Source organism: Bradyrhizobium sp. ERR14, from assembly GCF_014198235.1.
Taxonomy (GTDB): Bacteria; Pseudomonadota; Alphaproteobacteria; order Rhizobiales; family Xanthobacteraceae; genus Bradyrhizobium.
Genome location: NZ_JACIHD010000014.1, coordinates 137215 through 163259, shown reverse-complemented (window position 1 = coordinate 163259; position 26045 = coordinate 137215). Strand labels below are relative to the sequence as shown.

The 26045-nt window shown below is 63.1% G+C and carries 20 protein-coding genes and 1 tRNA gene; 3 read left to right on the top strand and 18 right to left on the bottom strand.

The features are described from left to right. Positions 1–115 precede the first annotated feature (115 nt). Positions 116–511, top strand: a complete 396-nt coding sequence (locus GGD62_RS29775) for a hypothetical protein (RefSeq protein ID WP_183711696.1) — start codon at positions 116–118, stop codon at positions 509–511. Positions 512–1526: 1015 nt separating this feature from the next. Here the strand turns inward: GGD62_RS29775 and GGD62_RS29770 are convergent. Genes GGD62_RS29770 through GGD62_RS29760 form a run of 3 tightly spaced genes read right to left on the bottom strand, consistent with a single transcriptional unit; the run spans position 1527 to position 4350 of the window. Further along, positions 1527–2552, bottom strand: coding sequence for an RES family NAD+ phosphorylase (locus GGD62_RS29770; protein ID WP_312014308.1), 1026 nt, complete (start codon positions 2550–2552; stop codon positions 1527–1529). Further along, positions 2549–3487 carry a sce7725 family protein gene (locus GGD62_RS29765; protein WP_183711695.1) on the bottom strand — a complete coding sequence of 313 codons (939 nt, stop codon included), beginning with the start codon at positions 3485–3487 and terminating at the stop codon, positions 2549–2551. The genes GGD62_RS29770 and GGD62_RS29765 overlap by 4 nt, the downstream gene beginning before the upstream one ends. A gap of 5 nt (positions 3488–3492) precedes the next feature. After that, positions 3493–4350 (bottom strand): sce7726 family protein, encoded by an 858-nt coding sequence (locus GGD62_RS29760; protein WP_183711693.1) that lies wholly within the window; start codon positions 4348–4350, stop codon positions 3493–3495. 773 nt (positions 4351–5123) lie between these two features. Here GGD62_RS29760 and GGD62_RS29755 point away from each other — a divergent pair. After that, positions 5124–5366 carry a hypothetical protein gene (locus GGD62_RS29755; RefSeq protein ID WP_246800341.1) on the top strand — a complete coding sequence of 81 codons (243 nt, stop codon included), beginning with the start codon at positions 5124–5126 and terminating at the stop codon, positions 5364–5366. Positions 5367–5417: 51 nt separating this feature from the next. Here GGD62_RS29755 and GGD62_RS29750 read toward each other — a convergent pair whose 3' ends face one another. From GGD62_RS29750 to GGD62_RS29730, 5 genes are all read right to left on the bottom strand, one after another. After that, positions 5418–6770 carry a hypothetical protein gene (locus tag GGD62_RS29750; RefSeq protein WP_183711691.1) on the bottom strand — a complete coding sequence of 451 codons (1353 nt, stop codon included), beginning with the start codon at positions 6768–6770 and terminating at the stop codon, positions 5418–5420. Continuing rightward, on the bottom strand, positions 6757–7923 hold the full coding sequence (locus GGD62_RS29745) for an ATP-dependent helicase (protein ID WP_183711689.1): 1167 nt from the start codon (positions 7921–7923) through the stop codon (positions 6757–6759). Before GGD62_RS29745 ends, GGD62_RS29750 begins: the two co-directional genes overlap by 14 nt. Before the next feature lie 3 nt (positions 7924–7926). Further along, positions 7927–9312: a protein kinase domain-containing protein gene (locus GGD62_RS29740; RefSeq protein ID WP_183711687.1), complete on the bottom strand. Its 1386-nt coding sequence runs from the start codon at positions 9310–9312 to the stop codon at positions 7927–7929. Positions 9313–9476: 164 nt separating this feature from the next. Next, positions 9477–9553 (bottom strand) — tRNA-His (locus GGD62_RS29735). A 375-nt stretch (positions 9554–9928) separates the two neighbouring features. Beyond that, positions 9929–10363 carry a phasin gene (locus GGD62_RS29730; RefSeq protein ID WP_179731531.1) on the bottom strand — a complete coding sequence of 145 codons (435 nt, stop codon included), beginning with the start codon at positions 10361–10363 and terminating at the stop codon, positions 9929–9931. 656 nt (positions 10364–11019) lie between these two features. On the opposite strand from GGD62_RS29730, the gene GGD62_RS29725 reads away from it, so the two are divergent. Continuing rightward, positions 11020–14496 carry a PAS domain S-box protein gene (locus GGD62_RS29725; RefSeq protein WP_183711685.1) on the top strand — a complete coding sequence of 1159 codons (3477 nt, stop codon included), beginning with the start codon at positions 11020–11022 and terminating at the stop codon, positions 14494–14496. A 64-nt stretch (positions 14497–14560) separates the two neighbouring features. On the opposite strand, the gene GGD62_RS29720 is transcribed toward GGD62_RS29725, so the two are convergent. The 10 genes from GGD62_RS29720 to GGD62_RS29675 all read right to left on the bottom strand — a co-directional run bounded on the left by GGD62_RS29720 (position 14561) and on the right by GGD62_RS29675 (position 25901). Continuing rightward, positions 14561–16534 (bottom strand): methyl-accepting chemotaxis protein, encoded by a 1974-nt coding sequence (locus GGD62_RS29720; protein ID WP_183711683.1) that lies wholly within the window; start codon positions 16532–16534, stop codon positions 14561–14563. Positions 16535–16754: 220 nt separating this feature from the next. Beyond that, on the bottom strand, positions 16755–17927 hold the full coding sequence (locus GGD62_RS29715; protein ID WP_018318278.1) for an acetyl-CoA C-acyltransferase: 1173 nt from the start codon (positions 17925–17927) through the stop codon (positions 16755–16757). A gap of 156 nt (positions 17928–18083) precedes the next feature. Next, a complete protein-coding gene (gene serA, locus GGD62_RS29710) occupies positions 18084–19673 on the bottom strand; it encodes a phosphoglycerate dehydrogenase (RefSeq protein ID WP_018318279.1) in 1590 nt (529 codons plus the stop codon). Between the two features lie 167 nt (positions 19674–19840). After that, positions 19841–21013 (bottom strand): phosphoserine transaminase, encoded by a 1173-nt coding sequence (locus GGD62_RS29705; protein WP_183711697.1) that lies wholly within the window; start codon positions 21011–21013, stop codon positions 19841–19843. Positions 21014–21094: 81 nt separating this feature from the next. Further along, complete coding sequence (locus GGD62_RS29700; protein WP_018318281.1) at positions 21095–21301, bottom strand: hypothetical protein; 207 nt, start codon at positions 21299–21301, stop codon at positions 21095–21097. A 158-nt stretch (positions 21302–21459) separates the two neighbouring features. Then, positions 21460–21924: a GNAT family N-acetyltransferase gene (locus GGD62_RS29695; RefSeq protein WP_183711681.1), complete on the bottom strand. Its 465-nt coding sequence runs from the start codon at positions 21922–21924 to the stop codon at positions 21460–21462. A gap of 13 nt (positions 21925–21937) precedes the next feature. Then, the gene (locus GGD62_RS29690) at positions 21938–22528 is read right to left on the bottom strand and encodes a glutathione S-transferase family protein (RefSeq protein ID WP_183711679.1); all 591 of its coding nucleotides are present in this window, start codon (positions 22526–22528) and stop codon (positions 21938–21940) included. Positions 22529–22603: 75 nt separating this feature from the next. After that, the gene (locus tag GGD62_RS29685; protein ID WP_018318284.1) at positions 22604–23431 is read right to left on the bottom strand and encodes an outer membrane protein; all 828 of its coding nucleotides are present in this window, start codon (positions 23429–23431) and stop codon (positions 22604–22606) included. 168 nt (positions 23432–23599) lie between these two features. Next, positions 23600–24427: an outer membrane protein gene (locus GGD62_RS29680; RefSeq protein ID WP_091958410.1), complete on the bottom strand. Its 828-nt coding sequence runs from the start codon at positions 24425–24427 to the stop codon at positions 23600–23602. Positions 24428–24653: 226 nt separating this feature from the next. Continuing rightward, entirely contained in the window at positions 24654–25901 is a 1248-nt protein-coding gene (locus GGD62_RS29675; RefSeq protein WP_183711677.1) for an MFS transporter, read from the bottom strand. Positions 25902–26045 lie beyond the last annotated feature (144 nt).

The following is a 26045-nucleotide window of genomic DNA, read 5'->3' as shown; positions in this document are numbered from 1 at the left end:
AGCGGCAATCGCCGCTCCGACATCAATCCCCCACGACATCCAATAGGAAACGCCAAATCGGAAACGGATTTGTTGGTTTTTCAGCGGACTGCTAGTGTCGAATGACGCTGAGGCAATGAACCGCCTCCTCGCCAAAGACAAAGAGCTGAAGGAGAAGAAGTTTACCCTTGCCGAGATCGCCAGTGGCAAAGAGCTTGTTAAGGCAGAGGTGCTCGGGCATCTGCGATCAATCGTCTATCACAACATTCCGCGAGTGCGCGCGCTCTACCAAATCGCTGCGGACATCGACCTATTCGAGCTCCTGGGCGACGATAAGGACAAGCTTTTCAAGGCCATTGAGTACCGGCACGACTGCGTGCATCGAAACGGCCGCGACAGCAAGGGCAACCGACTCGAGGTATTCACCAAGGCGTACGTCCAGGAGACGGCCGACATGATGAAGCACCTCGTCGGGAAGGTCGAGGGAAAACTTTACTTCGACGTGACTGACGACGACGACTTTCCGTTCTGAGCGACTCACGCGACGCCAGGGGCACAATTGACGGCTCTGCCGTTCCGTTATCGGCGCCAGTGTTCGTCAGATGAAGGACTATGCGAGCGGAGCAAGCTCCGTTTTGCCCCGTCCACTACCGTCCTTTGCGGCGAAATAGGAATCCGAATAGTCGGTTCGTACGGCGCTTGTTGATCCGCCTGCGGGTGTCCCCCTGCACCGCAATCTCGATGTGCCCGATCTCGAACCCTACGCGATTGCGTTCAAGACTAGTTTGTCTGAGATACCCCCCCATTTTCACAGGGAAGCTCTTGCGGCGGATCGTCTTCGCAATCAGGAGGCTCGGCTTTTTCAGATCCCGCTCTGGCGAACGTGTTGGACTAAATACTGGATGGAGGAGTTTTTCTGCGATCTTTTTGGGGTAGTTACCGTGGGACTAGCCTATGCCTCGGCGCACCGGAAACAACTCACTTGGTGGACGACGCTCGTAACGGAGGGGCTTTATCGTGGCGTTGATTTGCGCCTGTTCACCGAAGATCACCCCGACATGCTAGAAACGATACAGTGAAGCGCGGGCCCCGTCCAAAGTTCCCGCACATCGTCGTGTTGCCGACTACGCGAATGATCGATGCTGCAAGTTTACGGCAAAGCGCTCGGACGGTCGCGCGGAGTTATTCATCTGTGGGTAAAGCTTTATGGACTGCCCGCGCCCCCGCGCGTTGGGAATGGTTGGCTTACCCGCCTCTCGCTCGCGCCGCCGAGCGCTTGAGTTTTAGGCTCGTAGAAGCGAGGGACGGGGCATCCACGGGTTCACGCCGGTACTACGACGCTCAACCCACAGGAGAAGCGGCGTAGTTGACGATGCGCCGCTTTCGGCAGGACCCCGTTCAAAGCGGGGCGTTGGCATTTTTAAGCCCTGGGGCGGATCCGCCAGATGAGAACCCCAGGCTGCTGAAATCGATCATCAATCCCCTCGGCCGGCCGCCGCTGCCTAACGGCTGCCCTAGCGCAACCCATTGGGTCGTGCGGCGTGCCCTTAGGCGGGCCCTACTTCGACGGCCACCCGCTTGACGTTGTAAGTCGACACAGTGCCGGGGACGGCTTTATTCGGATCGAACAGAGCCAAGTTCATGCCGTCGCTGACAGAGCTGCGATAGACGACTCCATCGCGACCAGCTTTTTTTATGAATTCGCAAAGGTACTGGCTGGGGATGTAATCGATTGCGGCCCCTTGAGGCAGAACAGGTCGCGTCAGCTCCTCGCCCAGTCGCTCCAGAAAGGGGATGTCGGCTCGCAGCTGACCAATTGCACTAGCTTCGGCCAGCAAAAATGGTGAGACCAGCTTCCGTGGGTTTCTTAGGTCGATCGCCTTAAGTTTGGGGAGGCTAAAATCGGCAACGCATGCGACCTCGCCGGTGTGAGGGCGCACCTCGGCCACCGCCGTTTCCGGCAATGAACCAAGATAGAGGTAGGGAATGCCGGGTGGATTCGCTCGGCCGTGTGTGGCCAATCGCCTGGGCGGCGCTCCCATTTGATCTATTGTGTAGGCAGTGCCGCCAGCGCGGATGCGCGCTCGATACCACTTCGTTGGCAGGTCATCAGCTGGTAGATAGTCCAACAGATTTTCCAACCGATCCGCATCGATTACTTCATTCAAGAACCATCGGTTCTTGTACATCAGTTCATCGCGAAGTGCCTCCCATCCGACGAGCGCCTCGCTGTGGTAGGTTGTCGAAGGCGAGAACCGCTTTCGAACAATGTCGCCGTCGTCCAAGATGTCGCTCAACAATTCCTTCGAGTGAGCGACGTCCAGTCCCGGAAACAACTGCCAGTCATCTTTCATCCACTCGACCAGCGGCTTTCCGCTGCCGTCAGGCTCATAGATGCTGATAAGAAGCTCAAAATAGTTTGCAAGTTGCCCCGGCTCGACCAAATCAACGTCGACGGCAGCACAGTAGGCGCAGTTTCCCCGGGTGGGTCGAAGCGAGGGAATGATGTCGTTTCGTAGACCACGGTCATCGAAACAATGGGCGCAGCATTGGGCCGGCATCTGACGTTTCACTTAAAATAGTCGACGAGCGTCTCGATGTGGTGCTTCATCGAGAGCCTCTTCACATACCCAAGACCCGGAAAGTGGCCAGCGGCATGGAGTTCGCGAAACTCCGTGATGGCGCTCGACTCAAAGAGCTTGGAGTTTCCGGAAGCAAGCACGTTCATCAGCTTGTTGAGAGCCTCAGCAAACTTGCCGGCGGGATCCGTCGGCGTGTCCCTTGTGGTCGAGACGAAATGATAGATGAACATCACATCGTCTTGGTCAGGATCGATGAACGTCAAATGGATTGCAACGGCATATGCCGGTCCGCCGCTCTCTGTGTAGTCGTCGCCAACGATCAGAAAATCCCCGAACCCATCCATGCCTTCTTCTTGGAAGGTCACGTGCAGGTCCGAGAATAGCTCCAGTCGCGGTTGATCCGCATTCCGGCGGCGGATAAAGCCGTCCCTCAACAGAATCCTGTTGCTGCCTTGAAAGTGCTTGCGGTAGAGCCGTCCACAATGCGCCTCAAAGAACACGTTGCGAGTTCGGCGCAGAGCGCCGCCAAGTCGCTCAGCAAGCCCCTTCGCGTCGGTGAAGCCAGCGTGGATGAAGGTCGTGTTTTCGTGCTCATGTTCAGAATAGAGATTGAAGACCTGCCCGATTGGCATGTCCTTCTTGAGCAAGATGCCGACTGCGATTCTACTTTGATGATCGCTAAAGCCGTTGCGCAATAGCTCGGAAATATTGACACCGTCCTCGCTATGATCGCCGTGGTAAGGATTGATGATCACAATCGCGCGGCCGTCGGCCTCGCAGATAGCCTTGAGAGTACGCTCAAGATTGCCCAGCGACTCTTTCACCGGCTCGATGATCGGAACGAAGTCACGAGAGGCAAGTAGACCGGCTTTCTCACGAATGGCAATCAGCTCATTCTGCTTGCCGCGAAAATAAGGATGATACATTTCGGTTAAGCCCACGCCATCGCTGCGCGAAGCGGCGTTTCAACCGCTTGAACGAGACGCTCATGGTCCGCACGCCGCACCGGGATAGATAAGGCTGCCGCGTGCAGCGATGCAGGGAGCCGTTCCACAAGATCGATGAGCGGCGCGAGGTCGCGGGTCTGCTTCAACACCTTGACCATCGAAGTCTGCACGTCCCTCGGATCAAGTTGGCGGAAAAGCTCGCGCATGGCGCTATGCAATTTCGTGTTGGGAAGGTCGGGAATTGTGACTCCAAGTTCTCCAAGCACTGCTTGGGCCTCGGCAGATCTCAGGGATTCGAACACGGCGACAGGATCGATGTGCCGCGAGCGATCTGCCGCCTCGCGCATAGTCGAAATCCGATAGCGCCTAGACAGCTCCAACACGCCGACGTCCCTGGGCACGATCTGCAAAACCTTCTGCACGTGTCCTTCGGACGCGATGACATAGACCTTCGCGAACACCTTCTTGTAATTATTGATCTGGTTGGCGAGGCGATCCAACGAATCGCGCTCCGATTTGATCTCATACACGGTCGCGGTACCGTTCAGAATCACCAAGTCGGCCTTGCAAGTCCCTGCCCTGAACTCGTTGAGCATGCAGGCGGTGTTCAGCGAGTGCTTTCCCATGAGCACTTTCTGGGTCAGCGCAGCTCGGTAAATATATTCATCGCGCAGACCGCTGGTCTTCAGCACCTGGAACGCTGAGTTGAAGGCGTCTGCGACGGTCACCTCGTCGGTTCCGCTAGGCCGGATCTGAGTCTGTCCCAGCAGGCGGGTGAACAAGGCGGAGCGGCCTCTCTTCGCCATCTCGCGGAAGACGGCCGAAGAGAAGAGACGCGTCATTGCCGCAAGCTGAGAGCTGTCTAATCCCACTGTTCCACCCGGTCCCGCCACACCCTTTTTCCGAGAATCGCTTACCATAATACGCCTAAAAGGAGAACTTCGTCACGGCCAGCTTCCGGGCGGATACTTAATGGCTAGATGCCGGGGGTCTAGCGGGAGCCTGGGCGACCTCCTGCGGCGGTTTTACCCTCCCGGCACGGGGGATGTCCCTGGAGATGCCTGCGGCCGCAGTCGCCTGGTATATTCGAGAATCGGTGCGCCAATTACTCAAATGGGGCGCATCGCTTGGGGCTCGGGCGGCAGCGACCATGCGCGTCTCGGCGCCCTTCCGTGCGGCGCGCGCACCAACTTGGCCACCGCGCCGGTCGCGATGGCTGCCTCGCCGGCGGTGCCGGCTGGCATTGTGGCGAGGGTAAGCGAGGTGACGAACAAAGGATCGTCGCCTGTGCCGCCATCCAAGCCAGGAGCGATTCCGATGGCTGCGGGTTCGCATACATGAGCCGGAGGGTGAAGCTGGAATTCGAAGCGCGCGGCGATTCCTAGTCCATCGAAAAGCCGCAGATCGAATCCTACGCCGCGCAGGAGGTTCCCGATCTCTTCGCCGACCCCGCCTGCACGGTCGACGTTCTGGCTCTGCGTCGCACCTTCTGGGAGAAGGCGACGGGCTGTATGCCGAGCACCATCGCGAACCGCAGTCGCCGATACCACCTTACATCTAGCGGCACTACTACGACCTCGCGACGCTGGCGGATACGGAAGATGGCAAGGAAGCGATGAAGGACGGCGATCTGCTGAAGCAGGCTGCCGACCACAAGTCGGTGTTCTTCCGCGCGGCTTGGGCGAACTACGAAACCGACCGCGTCGGCACTCTCCAGCTTTCGCCCCCCGATCGCGTCGCAGATCTGCACGCCGACTACCGCAAGATGGCGCCGATGATGTTTGACGACCCGCGGCTGACCTTCGACGAGATCCTTGACCGGATCGCGCGGCTGGAGAAGCGGATCAATGGCGCCTAGCGCATCTCTCTTCGATGAGTGCGATCGAGACAGCGAACCTCGACCGTTCCATCAGCGCGGCGGAGGGCGTCTTCGGCGCGGACTGCCCCCTTCGCGATCGCCCCCCTCCCGGAGCAATTTCAGCATTGCTAGGGCTTCGTTCAACCTGCCACCGATCAGATCGAGACTTCTTCCGAAGCTTCGCTCGGGCCCTTCGGAGACGCCTCTCTCTGACGTCGTTCCGCGAATGGCCGTCGTGATCAACGGATAGATCTCGACTTCCACTCTTTGCCGTCGCATCAAGGAGCCTCCTATCTGGGTCTTGGCCGATAGAAGAACATCGAGCTCGACGATAGACAGATCGCATTGAGGCGCGCCCCAGAGATCTTCATCTCTGACTATCTCCCTTGCTATTCTCCAGCCGCCGCCCTGACCTATCGTCAGCATGTCGGAAACGCGCGAGAACGTCTGCAGTGCGCCTAGCCAAAGCCATGCTGCGGAAAGCTTTACGGCATACTCGGACATCAACGAGGCCTGCTGCTCGAGCCCGGGTCTGAGCGCGAAAGCCGCAAAGGCGAGCGCGAAGGCGTTCTCCGACCGAGGATGAGCTTCGTCCGCAGCGACGATTCGGGGAGCCACGAAGTCGAAGAACTTGACGCGCTGCTCCGGCGTCAGCTGCTCGAAATTCCCGAGTCCGTCGTGCGCATCGACGAACGGCGCCAAGACATCGGGGATCAGGCCGGCTGCCCTGCGACCTGCCCGAAGTTGGGCCATCCAGTTTTTCGTCGAGTTCAGAAGCAGCCCGGGAGACGCATCGATGTCGAAAAGCGCGAACACGACTTCGGCGGCGGCTCTCGCGAGGCCTCTGTCGAACTCCTTCTCATGGTCTCGCGGGAGGCTGAGATAAGCATCGATGACCTCGGCAATCGCATCGGGTGGATAACCCAAAGTCCACGCGCGTATGAGGGCAAAGGACAGGGTTATGTTGGGTCGGGCGTTCAACGCGGCTTCGAAATCTCCCCGTCCGTTCTGGGCGATGGTTTCGCATAGGACGAGTCCGACCGCGCCTGGCGCCAACGACCAGAACTCGCGATCCCGTCGTCGATCCACGACGGTCCGCAATTGCTCCATACTGATCGTGCGCGCGACGCCGCTGAGGGGCCCCAGTCCGCGCACATAGGACGCGCTCCACGCGTGCAAGTCCCGCAGGGCCGAGCGCGACCTGGCTACGATGATCTGGGGTAGAGGCGACAGTCTGGAACGTTGTCTGCCCGACCATACGACAAGCAAACCGTTGCCCGGATCCTCGTTGCAGAGCGAGAGTAGATCTGCGTCCCTCAGGCGCATATCGCGGCGCCCGTCGAGCAACTCGACAAGCTGTTCGCGACGGATCGTTTCCGACCACAGGGTTTCATCGGCGGCCAAATGCGGCTCCTATCTCAGGCCTACCAGGAGAAGCGACTCGGAATTCCTGGACCGCGGAATCGAGGTACGCCGGCAGCTGGGCCTCGTGATAGACTGACAGCGCGGTCTTCGCTCTTGTGACCGCCGTGTAGGCGAGGCGTTTCTGACCCGAGCCCGCGGTTGTGACGGTTTCCGCCGCAGCGACATGGAGGGCGCGAAACTCTAGGCCCTTTGCGCCATGGATCGTCGAAAGCCATATTGGCCTTGCCGGATCAATGGTGTTGTATTGCGTCTGGCGGTCCTGCACGCATAGCAAATGCCCAAGCCCGGCGCCTTCGAGCACGGATGCGATCGTTCGAACCTCGCCGATCCGGGGGCACACGACCCCGAGAAACCCTTCCGGGTAGGTTCGGCGTTGGAGTTGAAGCCTGGTCGCGATCTGTGCGGCTTGCTGCTGCAGAGACCCTCGGAAGACATCGACGCTCGAGTTCAGCGCAGGCGAATTGTAGTTGCACGTCGGCAAAATGGGATCGTAGCCCGCGGAGAACGTTCGACCGATCGCGTCAGCGACCCTGCAGATTTCGGGGCCGTTCCGATAGTGAAATCTGAGAGGCAGTATCTCGTCGACTACCTCTTCGAGCGTCTCCAAAGGAGAATCACCCGAGTAGATCCGCTGGCGACTGTCGGCGACCATGAAGACGTCCTCAGCCATGCGGCTAAAAAGCCGAATCTCCCTGGGCAGGAAATCCTGCGCCTCGTCGATCAGCAGGACGTCATAGGGCGGCGTCCTCCAGGAGGGCAGGAGAACCTGTTCGGCGCGTTCGATCCGCCGCAGCCTGTCGGCCTCGAAATCGCCGGTGCTGACGACCGGCTCGCCGGCCTCGCGCAGCATGCCGCCCAACAGCGATGCGCTCGTGACGACGTTCCTTGCGTTGAAGTCGTACCGGGCGGACCCGGATTTGATGAATTCCCTCAATGTGGCGTTGAATACGACGATCGCCAGATTCGGGTGCGAGCTTACCGTCAGGTAATTGGCGCGCAACAGCAGAAGATTCGTCTTCCCCGACCCGGGCGGTCCCTTGACGAGGTAACTGCCCTCATCGGGTAGCCCGATGACGTTCAATTGGTCCCTGTCGAGTTCGCCCTGATCGCGCCACCAGGCTTCCATGGGCATGAATCATATTTCCTTTATGTCGGGCCGGATGCTCAGACCCGCCGCGGGCGGCTCTCCCGTCCCCAAGGCCTTCTCTAGCGCGGCATGCAGATAAACGTCGATGCGCTCCTTCAAGTCCGGAGCCGACGATGCGCCGGTGAACAAAGTGCATTGGTCGTCGCCGATCGGTTTCTCCCCGAGCCGGGCGTCGCCGAGGACTCGCACAAGAGTCGCCTGGGTGTCGAGCGCATCGATGGTCAACTTGACGTGCAGCACGCCCGCCAACTCGTGCGCCTCCGACGGGCCGGCGCACAGGCAGACGACGGCGTGGTCGCCATCGATCTCCGCACTGAGCTCGACGGCGGGATACACCTCTCCCTGCCGACAAACCTCGCGCGCGATCGTCGCGATCGCACCCGACAGTTGGTTCAACAGCCTCCGGCTGGGCCGCGCGCCGGACTTGCTGGTGAGATTGGGAGTGCCCGGTAATTGGACGTTCCCGAGGCGTTTGGCAAGGCGCTGGCGGACCTCGGCCCCCGTTTCGGTCGGCTTGGACGGTCCCTCGAAATCTTTCCAGGCCACGAGTTCCTTGCGGACGCGCCAATCCTTGTGCAGACACTTGCGCGCCAGATCGACCAACCAGGGCTCCACGTCGTCGCAGTCGATCACCGGGGTATGCTCCCGGACCGCCTGGTACAATCGCGCCGTAGGCTGCTTGAAATCATCGAAAATGGGTCGCTTCATCAGAAGATCGTAGAGCGTGGCGCCGAGCTGATAGAACGTGACCGCACGCCACGCTTCGATCGTATCTTCCTCTTCCCGATACAGAAACTCGGGAGAGCTGTAGCGCGCAGTCCCCACGAACTGGTCGCCCGTGCCCGCACTCGGGCCCGTGGGATCCGACGGCGGATAGATGACGCCGAGATCCAGCAGCTTGACCGACGCGTAGTCGGCCGAGATCGTGGCGTTGTCCGGCTTGATGTCGCGATGGGCTATCCCCCTCGTTTCGAGGTATCGAGCGGCGCTTGCCAATTGCGAAATGACCGATCCGATGGATTTCCGGGGCAGCTTGTTGCGGACCTGACCCAACGTCTTCGAACTGACGAGCTCCATCACGACGAAGAGCTTCTGCGTTTCGTTGCATTGGCCGCCGTCGAGTATCTCGATAAGATTCGGGTGACCATGACCCGCAAGTTCCTTCTCCCGCAGAATGCGCGCCAGCTGGCGGTCGACGCCCGATCGCTCGACCATTTCGGGATCGATCACCTTGATCGCGGCGGATCGCCCCGACTTCTGAGCGCTGAGGACGACGGCCGAGAATCCGTTGCCGAGGTAACGGCCGATTTCCCACCCACCCACTGTGCGGCCTTGCAGCTCAAACGCCATACGCTTTGCACGTGTCTTGTCCATGGCCTCACTTGGCTGAGTGTTGCCGCCGATCAATTGGATCGTCCCGGGCCGAATTAAATCGACCGCGGCCAGACGTGCAAATGCATTTGCGCGCTCGTGGTAGCTATCTGGTAGCTACAACAATGCACTCAGTATTACGACTTTCGATAAACAACTGATTTGTTTGGTACAGTTGGGTGGGCTCGAACCACCGACCTCCTGTTCCACAGACAGGCGCTCTAACCAACTGAGCTACAACTGCATCCTGGCGAGCCGCCCTCGGGGCTACCTGAAAAGGCCGTCGACCTAGGGGGCTGGACGGGGCGGAAACTAGGTGTAACGGCCCGGTTTGGCAAGGCCGCATTGGTGCGAAAAACCGGCTGAAATCACCGTCAGTGCGACGAAATCCGGCCTGATGACGGGCATCGGAGTGTTGCGCACCCGCTGCCGCCTACCGAGACAATCCCCGGGCGGAGAGAACCCTCACCCGTCGCCCCGACGATGCTTCGCATCGCCCGGACGCCGGCCTCTCGCGCATCCGCCTTCGCCAAGGCTTCGGCGGGACAAGAGCGGGAGAGGCGAACAAAAAACCCGGGCCTTTCGGCCCGGGTTTCTCAATTCAAACCAACCGGCTGGATCAGGCGGCGGGCTTGTAGAACTTCGAGGCGCTGGCCTTGATCGGCTCGGCGGTCTCGGCGGCGACGCGCTGGGTCAGCTCGACCAGCTCCTTGGCCTGAGACTGGAAGGTCTCGAACTGGGTGCGGGTGTGGCCGGTCCACAGCTCCAGCGCTTCGGCCGGCGACTTCAGGCCGAACAGCTGCTGGGCGAAGTCCAGCTGGGCGTTGCTGTTGGCCTTCATGAATTCCACCAGCTTTGCGGTGTACTCGCTCGCGCCCTTGCTGGCGGAGGTGAACACGGCCTCGACGGTGCCGTTGTGGGTTTCGGCGGCGTCCTTGAACTTGGCGTAGCTCTCACGGGCCTGCGACACGCCCTTTTCGGCGAACGCACGCATCTGCTCGGGCACCTCGAACGGAATGATCGAGGCAGAAAACGGATCAGTCGCACCTGTCATGGTTGTCCCTCACGATAATGAAAAATGGAGTGAGCCTTCTGGCGCGCCCGCCGGCCCCCGGTCTGGGCCGTCACACATTGAGCGGGTACGAAAGACTGGAAACGCGAAACAAACGAGATGGCTCGCCCAGCGCCCAGGATTATGGCTGCCTATCATGTCAACATTGTGCAGCGCAATGCGGCGGCAGGGTGCGCCGCGATAATTTAATCTAGGTTAGGGCGAGGTTCCGGGTTCGGGGAACCGGGGGTTGAGGTAAGGGGGTGGTGCTTCTTACCCTCCCCTGGAGGGGGAGGGTCGGTCGCGCGTAGCGCGAGCGGGGTGGGGTGATCTCTCCCCTCGGGCAGGGTGCGATGTGGAGAGACTGTCACCCCACCTCGGCTCGCATTTCGCTTCGCTCCATGCGAACCGATCCTCCCCCTCCAGGGGAGGATGGGGACCTTTGATGCCGCGCGGCCTGTGACGCTCCTCTCTTCGAATCCCTTGGATGAACCGGGCGGCGGCTTGCGGGTTCGGGCTGATTAAGGTTATCGCGGCTTAGGGCCGCCGCCGGGGACCGGGGCCGTGGACCTGCCCGCGGGCGCGGGCGATACTAACCCTTTCTTAAGGCTGTCATTCCCGGCAGCCGCCAGCTTCAAGCGCGAGACACAGCCGGTCGGATGACGAGTTCGGATTTCCAGTTGCGAGGTGTGGGCGATCCCCGGCTGGCCGTGCATGCGACCTCGCCGCTCGCGACCTGGCTGTGGTCGACCGACGGCGCGCGCGTGCTGTGGGCCAATCCGGTCGGCGCAAAGCTGTTCGGCGCGGCCAACGGCGCAGCGCTGGCGGAGCGGGCTTTTGGCCCGGCGGACGGCCATCGCCGCCAGGTCGCCCGGCTCGCCCGGCAGCTGCCGGCGAGCGGCACTGTGCGGCTCGAACGGCTGCGCGGCTTCGGCGCCCGGCTCGGCACGCTGATGACCTGCGCCTGCGCCCGGCTCGACTTTGCCGATGGCGGACACGCCGTGCTCGTCACTGCGATGGACCCGACCTTGCGCACCATGCCGCTGGTCGAGCGGCTGCATCGCCTGGTCGAGGGCGCGAAGATGCCGATGGCGGCGTTCGCGCCCGACGGCCTGTTCGTCGGCGCCAGCGAGGCCGCCCGCTCCCTGCTCGGCTTCCGCGATCTCGGCGAGGCCGGCCTCGAACAGGCGCGCAGCGATGCGCTTCGCGAGGGCCGCGTCGAAACGCCGATCGGCATCGGCCAGATGGTGCTGCAACGGGTCGGCACGGGCGCCGATGTCGGCCTTGTCGCGCTGATCGAGCCGGCCACGCAGGCAGCACCCGCAGCTTCCGTACCCGAGAGCGCGGCGGAAGCCGCAAACGAGGCGCCGGTTGCACCTGCGCAGCAGGCCGCGGCCATGCCGTGCGAGCCGCCACCGTCGCAGGACGGATCGGCTGGAATCTCGTTGTTCGATGCGTTCGCCGAGCCGGTCGAGGCGTGCACAGCGACCGAGACAATCGCGCCTGAACCGCAGGACTCGACGGGGATCGAGGACACGGCCGAGCAGCCTGTTCGAGAACCAGCTCACGAAACGCCGGACCAGGGCGCCGACATCGCGCCCAAAACTCCGGTTGAAAACCCGCATCAAGCCATCGTCTCGCCGCAGGCTGCGCCGATCACTCCCGGCATGGTCGATCCACCGTCGAGCCAGGAATCGTCTGGCCGGGAATCGTCGGGCCAAGAGCCGCCCGCACCGCGTCAGCATCCGCTGCGCTTCCTCTGGCAGATGGATGCGGAGGGCCGCTTTGTGCTTCTCTCCGACGAATTCATCCGCCTGATCGGCGCGCGCACTGCCGCCGGCTTCGGCCGCCCTTGGCGCGAGATCGCCGAGGACTTTTCGCTCGACCCTGATGGCCGCGTCGCGGAGGCGCTTGCGCGCCACGACACCTGGGCCGGGATCACCGTGAACTGGCCGGCTGACGGCGGCGAGCATCTGCCGGTCGAGCTCGCGGGCCTGCCGGTCTACGACCAGTCGCGCAACTTTGCCGGCTTCAAGGGCTTTGGCGTCTGCCGCGATCTCGACGGCCTCAATCGTCTCGCAGCGCTGAGGCGCTTCGAGACGGTGACCGAACCGCCGGCGCAGCACGGCCCGTCTGCCGAACTGGTCGCGCCGGAGCCCGAGGCCGAGCCGGTCGCGGAGGCGCCGCCTCCGCCGATCGAGCCGCCCGCAGCCGAGCCCGAGCCAGCATCCGAACCTGAACTGCCCGAACCCACCAGCGACGCGAATTCACACCCAACCGATCCGGAAACGTCAGTGGAAACGCCAGTCGAAACCCCTCCGAATGTCGTGCCGTTCCGCCCGCACGGCGATGTCAGATCACCCAGTGATCAGAGATCGCCGACGCTGACGCCGGTCGAGAATAGCGCGTTCAACGAGCTCGCCCGGCAATTGTCCGAACGGCTCGAACGCGAGCGCGAGACGATCGCGGCAGAAGCTTCCGAGCCCGTGGCGGAGACCCTCACCGAGCCGCCGGCGCCGGAGCCCTCACCGCCGCAAGCTGCGGCCGAATGGCTGAGCGAGCCCGCGCCGCCGCCGCGCGGCGCCAGCGCGCGCGACCGCACCCTGCTCGACCTGTTGCCGACCGGCATCCTGATCTACCGGCTCGACCGCCTGCTCTATGCCAACCCCGCCTTCCTCGCGCGCATGGGCTATGCCGGCATCAACGCGCTGGAGAATGCCGGCGGGCTCGATGCGCTCTATGTCGAGCCCGGCGTGTCCTTGGCCAGCAGCACCTCGCAAGCCGGCACGCCTGTCACGATCAGCGCGACGCTCGCGAACGGTGAAGCGCCGCTTGCAACCACCGAGGCTCATCTGCACACGATCGACTGGGACGGCGAGAGCGCGCATGCGCTGATCTGCGCGCTGCCCAATCCTGCACCTGTTGTGGCGCCCAGCGTCGCGGCTTCGATCGCCGAGACCGTCGTCGTCGAGCCCATCGTCGCCGAATCCTTCCCCTACGCGCCCGAGCTCGACTCCGCGGCCGGCGATGCCGATGCGGAGGATCTCGCCGCGATCCTCGACACCACCGCCGAGGGCATCGTCATGTTCGATGCCGAAGGCAACATCCACGCCTGCAACCGCAGCGCCGAGGCGCTGTTCGGCTATGACGGCACCGACCTGCTCGAGCAGAATCTGGCGACGCTGTTCGCGCCGGAGAGCCGGCAGATCGTCGCCGACTATCTCGAAAGCCTCAAGAGCCAGGACATTTCGAGCCTGCTCGACCACGGCCGCGAGGTGCTCGGACGCGAGAAGAAGGGCGGCGTCATTCCGCTCGCGATGATCATGGGCCGCACGCGGCCGGACGGCCCGAACTTCTTCGCCGTGTTCCGCGATCTCTCGCAGAGCAAGAGGGGCGAGAGCGAGCTGACGCAGGCCCGCCACCTCGTCCACAGCGCGGCCAACGCCAAGGCCGACATGCTGGCGCGGATCAGCCACGAGATCCGCACGCCGCTCAACGCCATCATCGGCTTTGCCGAGGTGATGATCTCCGAACGCTTCGGCACGCTCGGCAACGAGCGCTACGGCGAATACATGAAGGATATCCGCGCCTCCGGCGAGCGCGTCATCGCGATCATCGACGATCTGCTGGAGCTGTCGCGGATCGAGACCGGCAAGCTCGATCTCAACTTCGCCAACCTCAGCCTCAACGACCTCGTCGAAGCCTGCGTGACTGTGATGCAGCCGCAGGCCAATCGCGAGCGCATCATCATCCGCACCTCGCTCGCGCATGCGCTGCCGCAGGTCACGGCTGACGCGCGCGCGATGCGGCAGATCACCATGAACCTGATCTCGAACTCGATCCGGCTGGCCAGCGCCGGCGGCCAGGTCATCGTCTCGACCGCGCTGTCCGACCGCGGCGAGATTTGCTTGCGCATCCGCGACACCGGCCATGGCCTCTCCGAGCGCGAAGTCGCCGCCGCGATGGAGCCGTTCCGCACCCCGCCGCCCGGGGACGCCGCGGACAATTCGGCACTGAGCCTGTCGCTCACCAAGGCCCTGGTCGAAGCCAACCGCGCCCGCTTCAACATCAAGAGCGCGGGGAATTCCGGCACGCTGATCGAAGTGGTGTTCGCACCGGTGGTGGCGGGGGCGTGAGGCGTTCTTAACCTCTCCCCGTAAGAACGGGGCGAAGGAGCGAAAGAGCGGCGCGCCCCTTACATCACGCCGCGCGCACGGTGTCCAAGAACCTGCTGACTTCGATCTTCAGCCGGCTGCTGTCGTTCGACAGCGACTGCGCCGCGGACAGCACCTGCGCGGAGGCAGATCCCGTCTCGGTCGCGCCCTGCCTGACGCTGCTGATGTTGGCGCTCACCTGCGTGGTGCCGGCGGCGGCATTCTGGACGTTGCGCGAGATCTCGCCGGTCGCGGCGCCCTGCTCTTCCACGGCCGCGGCGATGGTGGACGAGATCTCGGACAGCCGCTCGATGGTGCCGCCGATGGTCTTGATGGCGCCGACCGAATCCTCGGTCGCAACCTGGATGCTGGAAATCTGCTGACCGATGTCGCCGGTGGCCTTCGCGGTCTGTTCGGCCAGCGCCTTCACTTCCGAAGCCACCACGGCAAAACCGCGCCCGGCTTCGCCGGCGCGCGCGGCCTCGATGGTGGCGTTCAGCGCCAGCAAATTGGTCTGGCCCGCGATGGCGCTGATGAGCTCGACCACGTCGCCGATGCGCGCGGCCGCCTTCGACAATTCGCTGACGCGGTCGTTGGTCTGCCCTGCCTGGCTGACGGCTTCGCCGGCCATGCGTGCGGAGGCCTGCACCTGGCGGCTGATCTCGTGGACCGAGGCGGTCAGTTCCTCCGCTGCGGAGGCCACCGACTGCACGTTGGTCGCTGCCTCTTCGGAGGCCGCCTCGACCAGGGTGGCAAGCTCGGTCGAGCGGCTGGCGGTGGTGGTCAGCGAGGTCGCCGACGCCTCGAGCTCGTTGGCGGCAGACGACACGGTCTCGACGATCTCGCCGATCGCGCCTTCAAAATCGTCGGCCATCCTGATCATGTCGGCGCGCCGGCGCTCGGCGGCGAGCTTGTCCTGCCTGATCTTCTCTTCCGCCTCTTCCTGCGCCTTGCGCTCGGCATTGACCTTGAACGTCTCGACGGCCTGCGCGATCTCGCCGATCTCGTCGGGACGGCCGAGCCCGGGCAGCACGATGGCGAAATTACCGTTGGCGAGCTCGATCATCGCCGCGCGCATGGCCGACAGCGGCTTGGAGACCGAGCGGCCGATGAAAATGCCGAGGCCGAGCACGCAGGATGCGATCAGCGCGATCGCAACCGCAATCCAGAACTGGATGTTGGCACGTTCGGCCTCGTTCAGCCGGTCGGCCTCGACACGGATCTGGTCGACCGACTTCGAGACCTGCTCGATGACGGGCTCGACCGCCGAGAACGCTTCGGACATCGCCTTCAGCTCGGCCGCGAGCTTCAACGCGGTGTCCATCCACGCGGAGAAATCGCGCTGGTAGTCGGCGAGCTTTTGGCGAAGCTCGGCCTTCGAATTGTCGGGAATGGTTGCGGCGTTGAGAAGGGCCGAAAATTCAGCCGCACGCTTCTTGATGTCATCGCCATATCTGGCGTCGCGACGCAGCATGAAGTCCTTCTCGTGCCGGCGCATCATCAGCATGATCACCTTGAGAGAGGAGTCCTGGAGCTGGTCGACCTGGCTTTCGATACCGTGGACGGACGCGCGCAGGCGCCCCTCCAGGCCGGATTTCTCGTCGAGGCCGAGCCGCTGCCGCTCCTCGACCACCGCGGTAAAGCGCGCCTGATAGGTCTTCAGCGATGCGTTCATCGCGTCGATCTTTTGCGCCAGCTCGGGCTTGCCGAGGACAGAGATCCTGCCGCGAAGCGTCTCGATGTCGAGCGCCACCTGCCGGCTGATCTCGACCTGGCGCTCGGCTCTGGCCGGATCGCTGCGCAGAAGGAAATCCTTTTCGGCCCGGCGCGCCTCAAGCAGCTCGACCGCGATCCTGTTGTTGAGCTCGAAGACGGTGCGCGCCTCCTCGGCGGCGTTGCGATAGACGGCCATCGCGCGCTCACCATAGAGGTGAATCCCGCCGATCAGGACGACACCAAAGACGCCGATCACGCCGATTGCAGTGATCTTGTGGGTGAGCCGCAGGGAGAATAATCGCATCTTTGATTTCAAAATTGGTTGTGGCTGATGCGACTAATGAAGCCTCAATGCGCGGAAACTTCCGTTAATCTGCGGACACGTGTGACTACGTACTTATGCACGATACACGTCACAGGATAAGTCTCGATGGCCCCGTCTATGCACGGTGAAGTGCACAAAAAAACACGGCGCTCGTGCGCGCCGTGCTTCTTTCCCTTCAAGCCGTCGGTTGCGGATCGGCTCAGCTGTAGATCTCGAACAGGCCGGCGCCGCCCTGGCCGCCACCGATGCACATCGTCACCACGCCCCACTTCGCCTTGCGGCGCGCGCCTTCCTGCAGCAGGTGGCCGGTGAGACGGGCACCGGTCATGCCGAAGGGATGGCCGATCGCGATCGAGCCGCCGTTGACGTTGTACTTGGCGGGATCGATGCCGAGCTGGTCGCGGCAGTACAGGCACTGGCTGGCGAAGGCTTCGTTGAGCTCCCAGAGATCGATGTCGTCGACCTTCAGGCCGGTGCGCTTGAGCAGCTTCGGAATTGCGAACACCGGGCCGATGCCCATCTCGTCGGGCTCGCAGCCCGCGGTCGCCCAGGCGACGAAGCGGCCGAGCGGCTTGAGGCCGCGCTTCTCGGCGTCCTTGGCTTCCATCAGCACCACGGCGGCGGCGCCGTCCGAGAGCTGGCTGGCATTGCCGGCGGTGACGAACTTGCCGGGGCCCTTCACCGGCTCGAGTTTTGCCAATCCTTCCATCGTGGTCTCAGGACGATTGCACTCGTCGCGATCGACGACGTAGTCGACGATGCTCTCCGCCTTGGTCGCCTTGTCGACGACCTTCATCCTGGTCTTCATCGGGACGATCTCGTCCTTGTACTTGCCCGCCTGCTGCGACGCCGCCATGCGGCGCTGCGATTCCAGCGAGAACTCGTCCTGATATTCGCGGCTGAGCTTGTAGCGCTCGGCGACGATGTCGGCGGTGTCGATCATCGCCATGAAGATGTCGGGCGCGACCTTGAGCAATTCAGGATCGATCGATTCCTTCGGGGTGCCGCCGCCCGGCATCGAGATGCTCTCGACCCCGCCGGCGACGATGCAGTCTGCGCCGTCCGAGCGGATCGAGTTGGCGGCCATCGCGATGGTCTGCAGCCCCGAGGAGCAGAACCGGTTCACCGAGACGCCGGCGGTGGTCTTCGGCAGGCCGGCGAGCAGCGCGGCCTGGCGGCCGATGTTGGGCGCGCCGTGGGCGCAATTGCCGAGATAGCAGTCCTCGACATAGTCCTTGTCGACGCCGGCGCGCTTCACCGCGTGCTGGATGGCGTGCGCCGCGAGCGACATCGGCGGCGTGATGTTGAACCCGCCGCGGCCGGATTTTGCGAGGCCCGTGCGCGCATAGGAAACGATGACGGCTTCACGCATGTGTTTCTCCCTTGTCGAGCGATTTTGAACGGAGCGCTCTTTGAACGAGTTGTCCTGGCGCCATTGGTACACAAAGTTTGAAGGCTGCGGAAAATAAAAACGCCGCCTCCGGTGACGGAGGCGGCGTTGTTCCGCGGGTCGGAATATGTCGGCGTCTCAGAACGTCAGCGCCTTGACCTGCTTGACTTGCGGCAGGGCCTGCACCTTGGCGAGCACGTCCGCCGGGACCGCGCCATCGACCTCGACCAGCGCGATAGCGTCGCCGCCCTGCTCGACGCGGCCGAGATGGAAGGTCGCGATGTTGATCTTGGCGTCGCCCAGCAGGCCAGCGAAGCTGCCGATGAAGCCCGGCTTGTCCTCGTTGGTGACATAGATCATCGACTTGCCGAACTCGGCGTCGACGCGGATGCCCTTGATGTCGACCAGGCGCGGCTTGCCGTCGTGATAGACGGTGCCGGAGACCGAGCGCTCCTGGCGTTCGGTCGCGACCGTCACGGTGATCAGGCTCTCATAGTCGCTCTGGGCGGCGCGCACGATCTCGTCCACCACCATGCCGCGCTCCTTGGCGACGACGGGCGCCGACACCACGTTGACCTCGCCCAGCATCGGCCGCAGCAGGCCCGACAGCACGGCGGAGGTGATCGCCTTGATCTTCATCTCGGCAACGTGGCCCTCATAGGTGATCTCGACCTTGAGGATGCCGGTCTCGGTGAGCTGGCCGGCGAACGAGCCGAGCTTCTCGGCGAGCGAGATGAACGGCTTCAGCTTCGGCGCTTCTTCCGCCGTGATCGAGGGGAAGTTGACCGCGTTCGAGATCGCGCCGGTGAGCAGGTAATCCGACATCTGCTCGGCGACCTGCAGCGCGACGTTCTCCTGCGCTTCGGTGGTGGAGGCGCCGAGATGCGGCGTGCAGATCACGTTGGGATGGCCGAACAGCACGTTGGCGTTCGCGGGCTCCTCGACGAAAACGTCGAACGCGGCGCCGGCGATGTGCTTGGAATTGAGTGCATCGACCACCGCCTGCTCGTCGACGAGACCGCCGCGCGCGCAGTTGATCAGGCGCACGCCCTTCTTCATCTTGGCGATTGCGGCAGCGTCGATGATGTTCTTCGTCTTCTCGGTCAGCGGCGTGTGCAGCGTGATGAAATCGGCGCGCTTGAGAAGGTCGTCGAGCTCGACCTTCTCGACGCCGATGTCCTTGGCGCGCTCCGGCGACAGGAACGGATCGAACGCGATCACCTTCATGCGCAGGCCGAGCGCGCGGTCGGCGACGATCGAGCCGATGTTGCCGCAGCCGACCACGCCGAGCACCTTGCCGGTGATCTCGACGCCCATGAAGCGGTTCTTCTCCCACTTGCCGGCCTGGGTCGAGGCGTCGGCCTGCGGGATCTCGCGCGCCAGCGCCAGCATCAGGGTGACGGCATGCTCGGCGGTCGTGATCGAATTGCCGAACGGCGTGTTCATCACGATGATGCCCTTGGCCGTGGCGGCGGGGATCTCGACATTGTCGACGCCGATGCCAGCGCGGCCGATCACCTTGAGGTTGGTCGCCTTGTCGAGGATCTTTGCGGTCGCCTTGGTCGCGGAGCGGATCGCAAGGCCATCGTAATTGCCGATGATCTCGGCCAGCTTGTCCTTGTCCTTGCCGAGATTGGGCTGGAAGTCGACCTCGACGCCGCGGTCTTTGAAGATCTGCACGGCAGCGGGCGAGAGCGCGTCGGAAATGAGAACTTTGGGTTTGGTCATGGGATGTGTCCTTCACACCCTCCCTTGGAGGGGGAGGGTCGGCGCGAAGCGCCGGAGTGGGGTGAAGCTGCGAATTCGAAATTCGCCGGTGCGCCGTGTGGAGAGATCACCCCACCCGCCGCACCTGACGGTGCGTCGACCCTCCCCCTCCAGGGGAGGGACAGAACTCAGGCCGCCTTGGCGAGCGTGGCCTTGGTCTCGGCAAAAGCCCAGTCGATCCACTGCGTCAGCAGCTCGACGTCCTTGGCCTCGACGGTGGCGCCGCACCAGATGCGCAGGCCGGCCGGCGCATCGCGATAATACGCGAAGTCGTAGCCGGCGCCTTCCTTCTCCACCAGCGCCACCAGCTTCTTGGAGAACTCGGCTTGCGCGTCCTCGGACAGCGAGGTGATGGCGGGATCGGTGAACTTCAGGCACACCGAAGTGTTGGAGCGGATCGCGGCGTCCTTGGCGAGGAAGTCGATCCACGGCGTCTTCGCCTTCCAGTCGGCGAGCACCTTGGTGTTGGCGTCGGCACGCGCGATCAGCGCCTTGAGGCCGCCGATCGACTTGGCCCAGTTCAGCGCATCGAGATAATCCTCGACGCAAAGCATCGACGGCGTGTTGATGGTCTCGCCGACGAAGATGCCTTCGTTGATCTTGCCGCCCTTGGTCATGCGGAAGATCTTCGGCAGCGGCCAGGCCGGCTTGTAGGTTTCCAGCCGTTCGACCGCACGGGGCGACAGGATCAGCATGCCGTGCGCGGCTTCGCCGCCGAGCGCCTTCTGCCAGGAGAAGGTGACGACATCGAGCTTGGCCCAGTCCAGCGGCTGCGCAAACGCGGCCGAGGTGGCGTCGCAGATGGTCAGGCCTTCGCGGGTCGCGCTGATCCAGTCGGCGTTCGGCACACGCACGCCTGACGTGGTGCCGTTCCAGGTGAAGACAACGTCGCTCTTGGGATCGACCTTGGAGAGGTCGGGGATCTCACCGTAAGCCGCATTCAGCTTGGTGACGTCCTTGAGCTTCAATTCCTTGACGATGTCGCTGACCCAACCTTCGCCGAAGGATTCCCAGGCGAGCGTGGTGACGGGCCGCGCACCGAGCAGCGACCAGAGTGCCATCTCGACTGCGCCGGTATCGGAGGCCGGCACGATGCCGATGCGATAATCGGCGGGCACCTCGAGCACTTCGCGCGTGAGATCGATCGCGAGCTTGAGCTTGGTCTTGCCGACCTTCGCGCGATGCGACCGGCCGAGTGCTGCGTCCTTGAGATTTTGGGCGTTCCAGCCGGGGCGCTTGGCGCAGGGGCCGGAGGAGAAATGCGGCACGTTCGGCCGCGAAGCGGGCTTCGCTACAGTCATCATATCTACCCTTCCAGATAGTCAGCCTCCCGTTGGGGGGAGGTGTCCCGCCGCGGCTGATACGGGAAACAGGAAGAGTCGTCAAGGAAGTTCCGGCGTCTCACGGCGGCGTGATGGTGCTTCCGGTGCGATATCAGGGGATTCGACGACCGTGAGCGCATTCAGCAAGTCCGTGGCCTCGCTGATCAATTGCGCGGCTCTGCGGCGGCTGCCGACTTTCAAAATGCACTTGTCATTGGCCTGCACGACGTAATCGTTGCCGACCTTGATTATTGAATAGCTTGTCATCGAAATCCCCGAACCGACAGAGCCCGGTGTCTGAAGCTGCCGTAGCACCGTTCGTTCCCGGATCAACGTGAACGACGGCTGGGTAGTTTATCAGCTGTTAATATGAACAAACGCGCGATCCGAATTCGCTGATCGCGCAAGGCTCGCGAAGAGCTGCCTCAAAAGCGGACAGTCATACCGACGTGGCTCGCCGCGAACCCGAGCCGCTTGTAGAAACGCTGCGCATCGACGCGGCTCGCATGCGTCAGCAATTCGACAAGACTGCAGCCGCGCGCTTTCGCTTCCGCGATCGCCCATTGCACCAACCGCTCGCCGATGCCGTGGCTGCGACAATCCGAAGCAACACGAACGTCTTCGAGCAGGCCGCGCACGCCGCCTTGCGAGCTGATGCCCGGCAGGATCGCGAGTTGCAGGCAGCCGACCACCCTGCCCCCGCTCTCGGCAACCACGAGCGTGAGGTTCGGATCGCGCTCGACCCGTGCGAAGGCATCGTAATAGGCGGCAGGCAACGGATCCTCGAGGCGCTCGCGCGCGCGGCCGAGATGATCGTCGGCGAGCATCGCCACGATCGCTGGAACGTCGTCGCGGCGCGCGCGGCGAATGGAGACGGATTCGGCGTTCATGACAACTTCAACCTCAGCGCGCCGGCGGGAGGCCGAGAACCGCTTCGACCTCGCCGATCCAGCGGCGGAGAGCGGCATAGCGGCCGAGATCGAAGCCGCCCTCATGCGCCAGGCGGGTATAGGCGAGCAGCGAGACGTCGGCGAGCGAAACCTCTTCACCGGCGAAGAAGCGGCCAGCCGAAAGATGCTGCTCCATGCGATCGAGCGCCGCATAGCCGCGCTTGACCTTTTCGGGGTCGAGCTCGGATGCGTCCTTGCCGAGATAAACGAGGAGGAAGCGGCACACCGCGATATAAGGCTCGTGGCTGTACTGTTCCCAGAACAGCCATTCGTCCATCTTGGCCGCAATGAAGGCGTCGCGCGGAACGAGCGCGCTGTCGCGGGCGAGATAGCGGATGATGGCATTGGACTGCGCCAGTGTGCGGCCGTCGTCGAATGCGATGGTGGGCACCTGGCCTGCGCCGTTCATCTCAAGGAATTGCGGCGTGCGCGTTTCGCCCTTGCGCGTGTCGATCTCGATCCACTGATAGGGCAATGCAAGCTTGTCGCAGACCCACTTCACCTTCAGGCAATTGCCGGAATTGCTGTCGCCGTAGATCTTCATCGCTGCCGCCCCGCTTTGGAGCGACAGAGCATCAGGACGCAAGCGAGCTGTCAACCGCGGCGCAGCGCGGTCCCGTCAGAACTTGTAGCCGAGACCGGCGCGGACGGTGTTGATGCTGGTGTCGACCTGGGAAGTGAAGCGAATATATTCGTACTCCGCGCGCATGAACAAGCCGCCGACCAGATTGACGTCGACGCCGAGACCGGCGGTGTAGCCGTAGATCAGGTGATTGTGCTGGGCATCGGTCGAGGTCAACGGCGCCAGCGGCGTGTAGACCCCGAGCTGGGTCGCGCTCACGCGGTCCTGCACGCTGACGGTGCGAACGATGTCGGCATTACCGAGCGCGAGCCCCGCAAACATGTAGGGCAGGAAGCATCCCCATGCGTAGGCGGCGCGACCGCGGAACGTCCCGATGTCGCTGATGCTGATCGAAGAGGTCGACGTCGCCGTGACATCATGGAAGTTGCCGTCGGACAGTGCAGTGGGGCTGACGCGCCGTTCGCTGGCCGACGACGATCCTCCGAACCTGCCATGCAGCCAGCTCACTTCGAGACCGAGGACGACGTCGTCCCATTGCGCATTGTATCCGACGAAGGCGCCGTAACCGGTGGTGCGCTGCGAGGCCTTGCCCAGTCCGAGATTCCACTGAGACACGCCCATCGAGCTCTCGATCAACGTATCCGCCAACAGGGCAGCCATCATGTTGCTGGTCGAGCCGTTGAAGTTCTCGTCGGACGAACCATAACCGGCCTGGGCTCCGATATAGGAGCCTTGCCAGTTGACGCTGGACCGGGTGAGACCGTCCGTGAAGCTGCCGCGCAGGATGGGAAGATCCGGCATATCGGCCGCATGCGCGGCAGACACCGTCCCCAACATCGCCGCCGCCAACAAAAGGCCACGCATCGCAACGCTCCATCGAACTCGAACTTTCATCCGTGATCATGGCTCGTTAACCTTAACCAATGGTTGCGTCCGCCGCCTTCATCGCTACTCGCCATGAAAAATACGCAAAGCAAAACGGCGCGGGATGATCCCGCGCCGTTAAGAAGTCCTAACCGATCGAAGTATCGATCAGCCCTTGGTGACGAGCGGCGGCGCGTAGACCGGCGGGCTGCTGAGATCCCAGCGCACGCCGAGCTTGATGTCGTGCGAGGTGAGCTCCTTGACCTTGATCGAGGTCGGGCCGGAGGCGCTGTTGTCGAACAAGCGGTAATTGCCGGGCGCGGCGTCGCCGAGGTTCATGTAGCTGTAGGCCAGTTCGACGGTGAACCCGGGATTGACCTTGTAGGCGAGACCGGCGTGAGCGGCCCAGGCGAGGTTCCACTTTCCGTTATCGGCGAAGTAGGCAACGCTGTTGTTGAGCAGCGGGTTGTAGGACACGCCGTCGTCGCGGAAGCCGCTGATCTTGTTGTAGGAGCCGCCGACACCGGCGCCGATGAACGGGGTGATGCACCACCAGGTGCCGAGGTCGACATAGGCGTTGGCCATCACGACCCACTCGGACTTGCTGCCGCTGTAGTTGTTGACGCCGACGAAGCCGGGTCCAACGACGTTGTCGCTGCCGTGCAGATTGGATTTGCCACGGTACTGGCCGATCACGTCGGCGCGGAACCAGTTGTTGAAGCGATAGCCGACGCCGAGATCGAACAGCCCCGCCGAGTCGAAGCCGAGCCCCTCGGTCGTCTTGGAATAGCCGGCCGGCAGGGCGCTATCGATGCGCTTGGCGCTCTGGTTGGTCATGCCGATGTCGCCGCGCAGATACCAGCCGCCGAAGTCCGCGGGCGGAGCCGGCGGCGCGTACATGGGAGGGGGCGCCGCGATCGGCATATCGGCAGCGAACGCCATCGACGAGATCAGGGTTGCCGCACCCGCGGCAAGGAGAGACTTAACGCTACGCATTGGCTTCGTCCTTTTGGCCGGTGAGGCAAATACGCAGGCCTCACGTTCTGGAAACTCACGGAGCGGACGATGCCAGCAAATGTTTAAGCGCCACTTAACCCTAATTTTTAAGGTTGATTTTTCCTGACTGCTCGCGCGCACGGATGAGAAGCGTTGCAAAATTGCAGCGCCTGGCGCCGCAATTGCTAACGATGTGTAAAGCCGCAGTGCAGCGGGAGAGAATCCGTTAACGCGCGTGCCGCGGCAGCTTGGGCAGGAACACCGCAAGCAGGCCGATCGCCGGCAGGTAGGCGCAGACCTGGTAGACGAACTCGATCGAGGTGTGGTCGGCGAGCTTGCCGAGCACGGCGGCGCCCAGGCCCCCGATGCCGAACGCAACGCCGAAGAACACGCCGGAGATCATGCCGAATCTGTGCGGCACCAGCTCCTGCGCGAACACGATGATCGATGACGTCGTCGAGGAGATGATCAGACCGATGATGACTGACAGCACCGCGCTGCCGACGAGCCCGGCATAGGGCAGCGCCAGCGTGAACGGCAGCGCGCCCAGGATCGAGATCCAGATCACGATCTTGCGGCCGAAGCGATCGCCCAAGGGACCGCCCAGAAACGCACCGACCGCGTTCGCCGCGAGGAAGATGAAGAGATAGATCTGCGCTGCCTGCGTCGACACGCCGAACCGATCGATCAGGTAGAAGATGTAATAGCTCGACAGGCTCGACACGTAGAGCTGTTTCGAGAACAGCAGCGCGACCAGCACGAGCAGCGCGACGGCGACGCGGCGCGAGCTCGGTGCGTCGGGATGGGCCTGAACCGCCGCTGTCTTCTTCGCCTTGATCTGCGGCGCGTACCAGCGGCCGATGCGCCAGAGGATGAGGATCGCGAGGAAGGCGATCGAGGAGAACCAGGCGATGCTGCCCTGCCCGAACGGCACCACGATCAGCGCCGCCAGCACCGGCCCCATCGAGGTGCCGAAACTGCCGCCGAGCTGGAACACCGATTGCGCGAAACCGTAGCGGCCGCCGGAGGCGAGCCGCGCGATGCGCGCGGATTCGGGGTGAAACACCGCCGAGCCGAGACCGACCAGCGCGGCGGCGACGAGGATGACGAGATATTGGTGCGCGGCACTGAGCAGCAACAGACCAAAGAAGGTCGAGGCCATGCCGATCGCCAGCGAATAAGGCTGCGCCTTCTTGTCGGTGTAATGCCCGACCACCGGCTGCAACAGCGAGGCCGTAAACTGGAAGGCCAGCGTGATCATGCCGATCTGCGCGAAGTCGAGCGCGTAGATGTCCTTCAGGATCGGATACACCGAGGCGATCAGCGACTGCATGGTGTCGTTGAGGAAATGCGAGAAGCTGATGCCGGCGAGCACGACATAGGCCGGCCCGGCCGCTTTGGCGGCGGATGCCACGTCAGCGACGACGACGGGCTCGGTCAGCGTTTCCTCTGAGACGACGACAGGCTTGTTCAATGCAGCATCCCGGCGCGGCAGATTGCCGCGACCTCGTAGGTACGATGCAACGCGCGATGGAACCACCGCCAATCGCAAATGGCTGGAATGCGCGCGCTCTGCTGCGAGCAGCGCGACCTGCATGGTTCGGGAGGCCCGCTTTCA

Coding starts and splice junctions, on each gene's coding strand:
- GGD62_RS29775 (WP_183711696.1), top strand. CDS start 116: ATGAACCGCCTCCTCGCCAAAGACAAAGAGCTGAAGGAGAAGAAGTTT.
- GGD62_RS29765 (WP_183711695.1), bottom strand. CDS start 3,487: ATGTATCATCCTTATTTTCGCGGCAAGCAGAATGAGCTGATTGCCATT.
- GGD62_RS29760 (WP_183711693.1), bottom strand. CDS start 4,350: ATGACGCGTCTCTTCTCTTCGGCCGTCTTCCGCGAGATGGCGAAGAGA.
- GGD62_RS29755 (WP_246800341.1), top strand. CDS start 5,124: ATGAAGGACGGCGATCTGCTGAAGCAGGCTGCCGACCACAAGTCGGTG.
- GGD62_RS29745 (WP_183711689.1), bottom strand. CDS start 7,923: ATGCCCATGGAAGCCTGGTGGCGCGATCAGGGCGAACTCGACAGGGAC.
- GGD62_RS29740 (WP_183711687.1), bottom strand. CDS start 9,312: ATGGACAAGACACGTGCAAAGCGTATGGCGTTTGAGCTGCAAGGCCGC.
- GGD62_RS29730 (WP_179731531.1), bottom strand. CDS start 10,363: ATGACAGGTGCGACTGATCCGTTTTCTGCCTCGATCATTCCGTTCGAG.
- GGD62_RS29725 (WP_183711685.1), top strand. CDS start 11,020: ATGACGAGTTCGGATTTCCAGTTGCGAGGTGTGGGCGATCCCCGGCTG.
- GGD62_RS29720 (WP_183711683.1), bottom strand. CDS start 16,534: ATGCGATTATTCTCCCTGCGGCTCACCCACAAGATCACTGCAATCGGC.
- GGD62_RS29715 (WP_018318278.1), bottom strand. CDS start 17,927: ATGCGTGAAGCCGTCATCGTTTCCTATGCGCGCACGGGCCTCGCAAAA.
- serA (WP_018318279.1), bottom strand. CDS start 19,673: ATGACCAAACCCAAAGTTCTCATTTCCGACGCGCTCTCGCCCGCTGCC.
- GGD62_RS29705 (WP_183711697.1), bottom strand. CDS start 21,013: ATGACTGTAGCGAAGCCCGCTTCGCGGCCGAACGTGCCGCATTTCTCC.
- GGD62_RS29700 (WP_018318281.1), bottom strand. CDS start 21,301: ATGACAAGCTATTCAATAATCAAGGTCGGCAACGATTACGTCGTGCAG.
- GGD62_RS29695 (WP_183711681.1), bottom strand. CDS start 21,924: ATGAACGCCGAATCCGTCTCCATTCGCCGCGCGCGCCGCGACGACGTT.
- GGD62_RS29690 (WP_183711679.1), bottom strand. CDS start 22,528: ATGAAGATCTACGGCGACAGCAATTCCGGCAATTGCCTGAAGGTGAAG.
- GGD62_RS29685 (WP_018318284.1), bottom strand. CDS start 23,431: ATGCGTGGCCTTTTGTTGGCGGCGGCGATGTTGGGGACGGTGTCTGCC.
- GGD62_RS29680 (WP_091958410.1), bottom strand. CDS start 24,427: ATGCGTAGCGTTAAGTCTCTCCTTGCCGCGGGTGCGGCAACCCTGATC.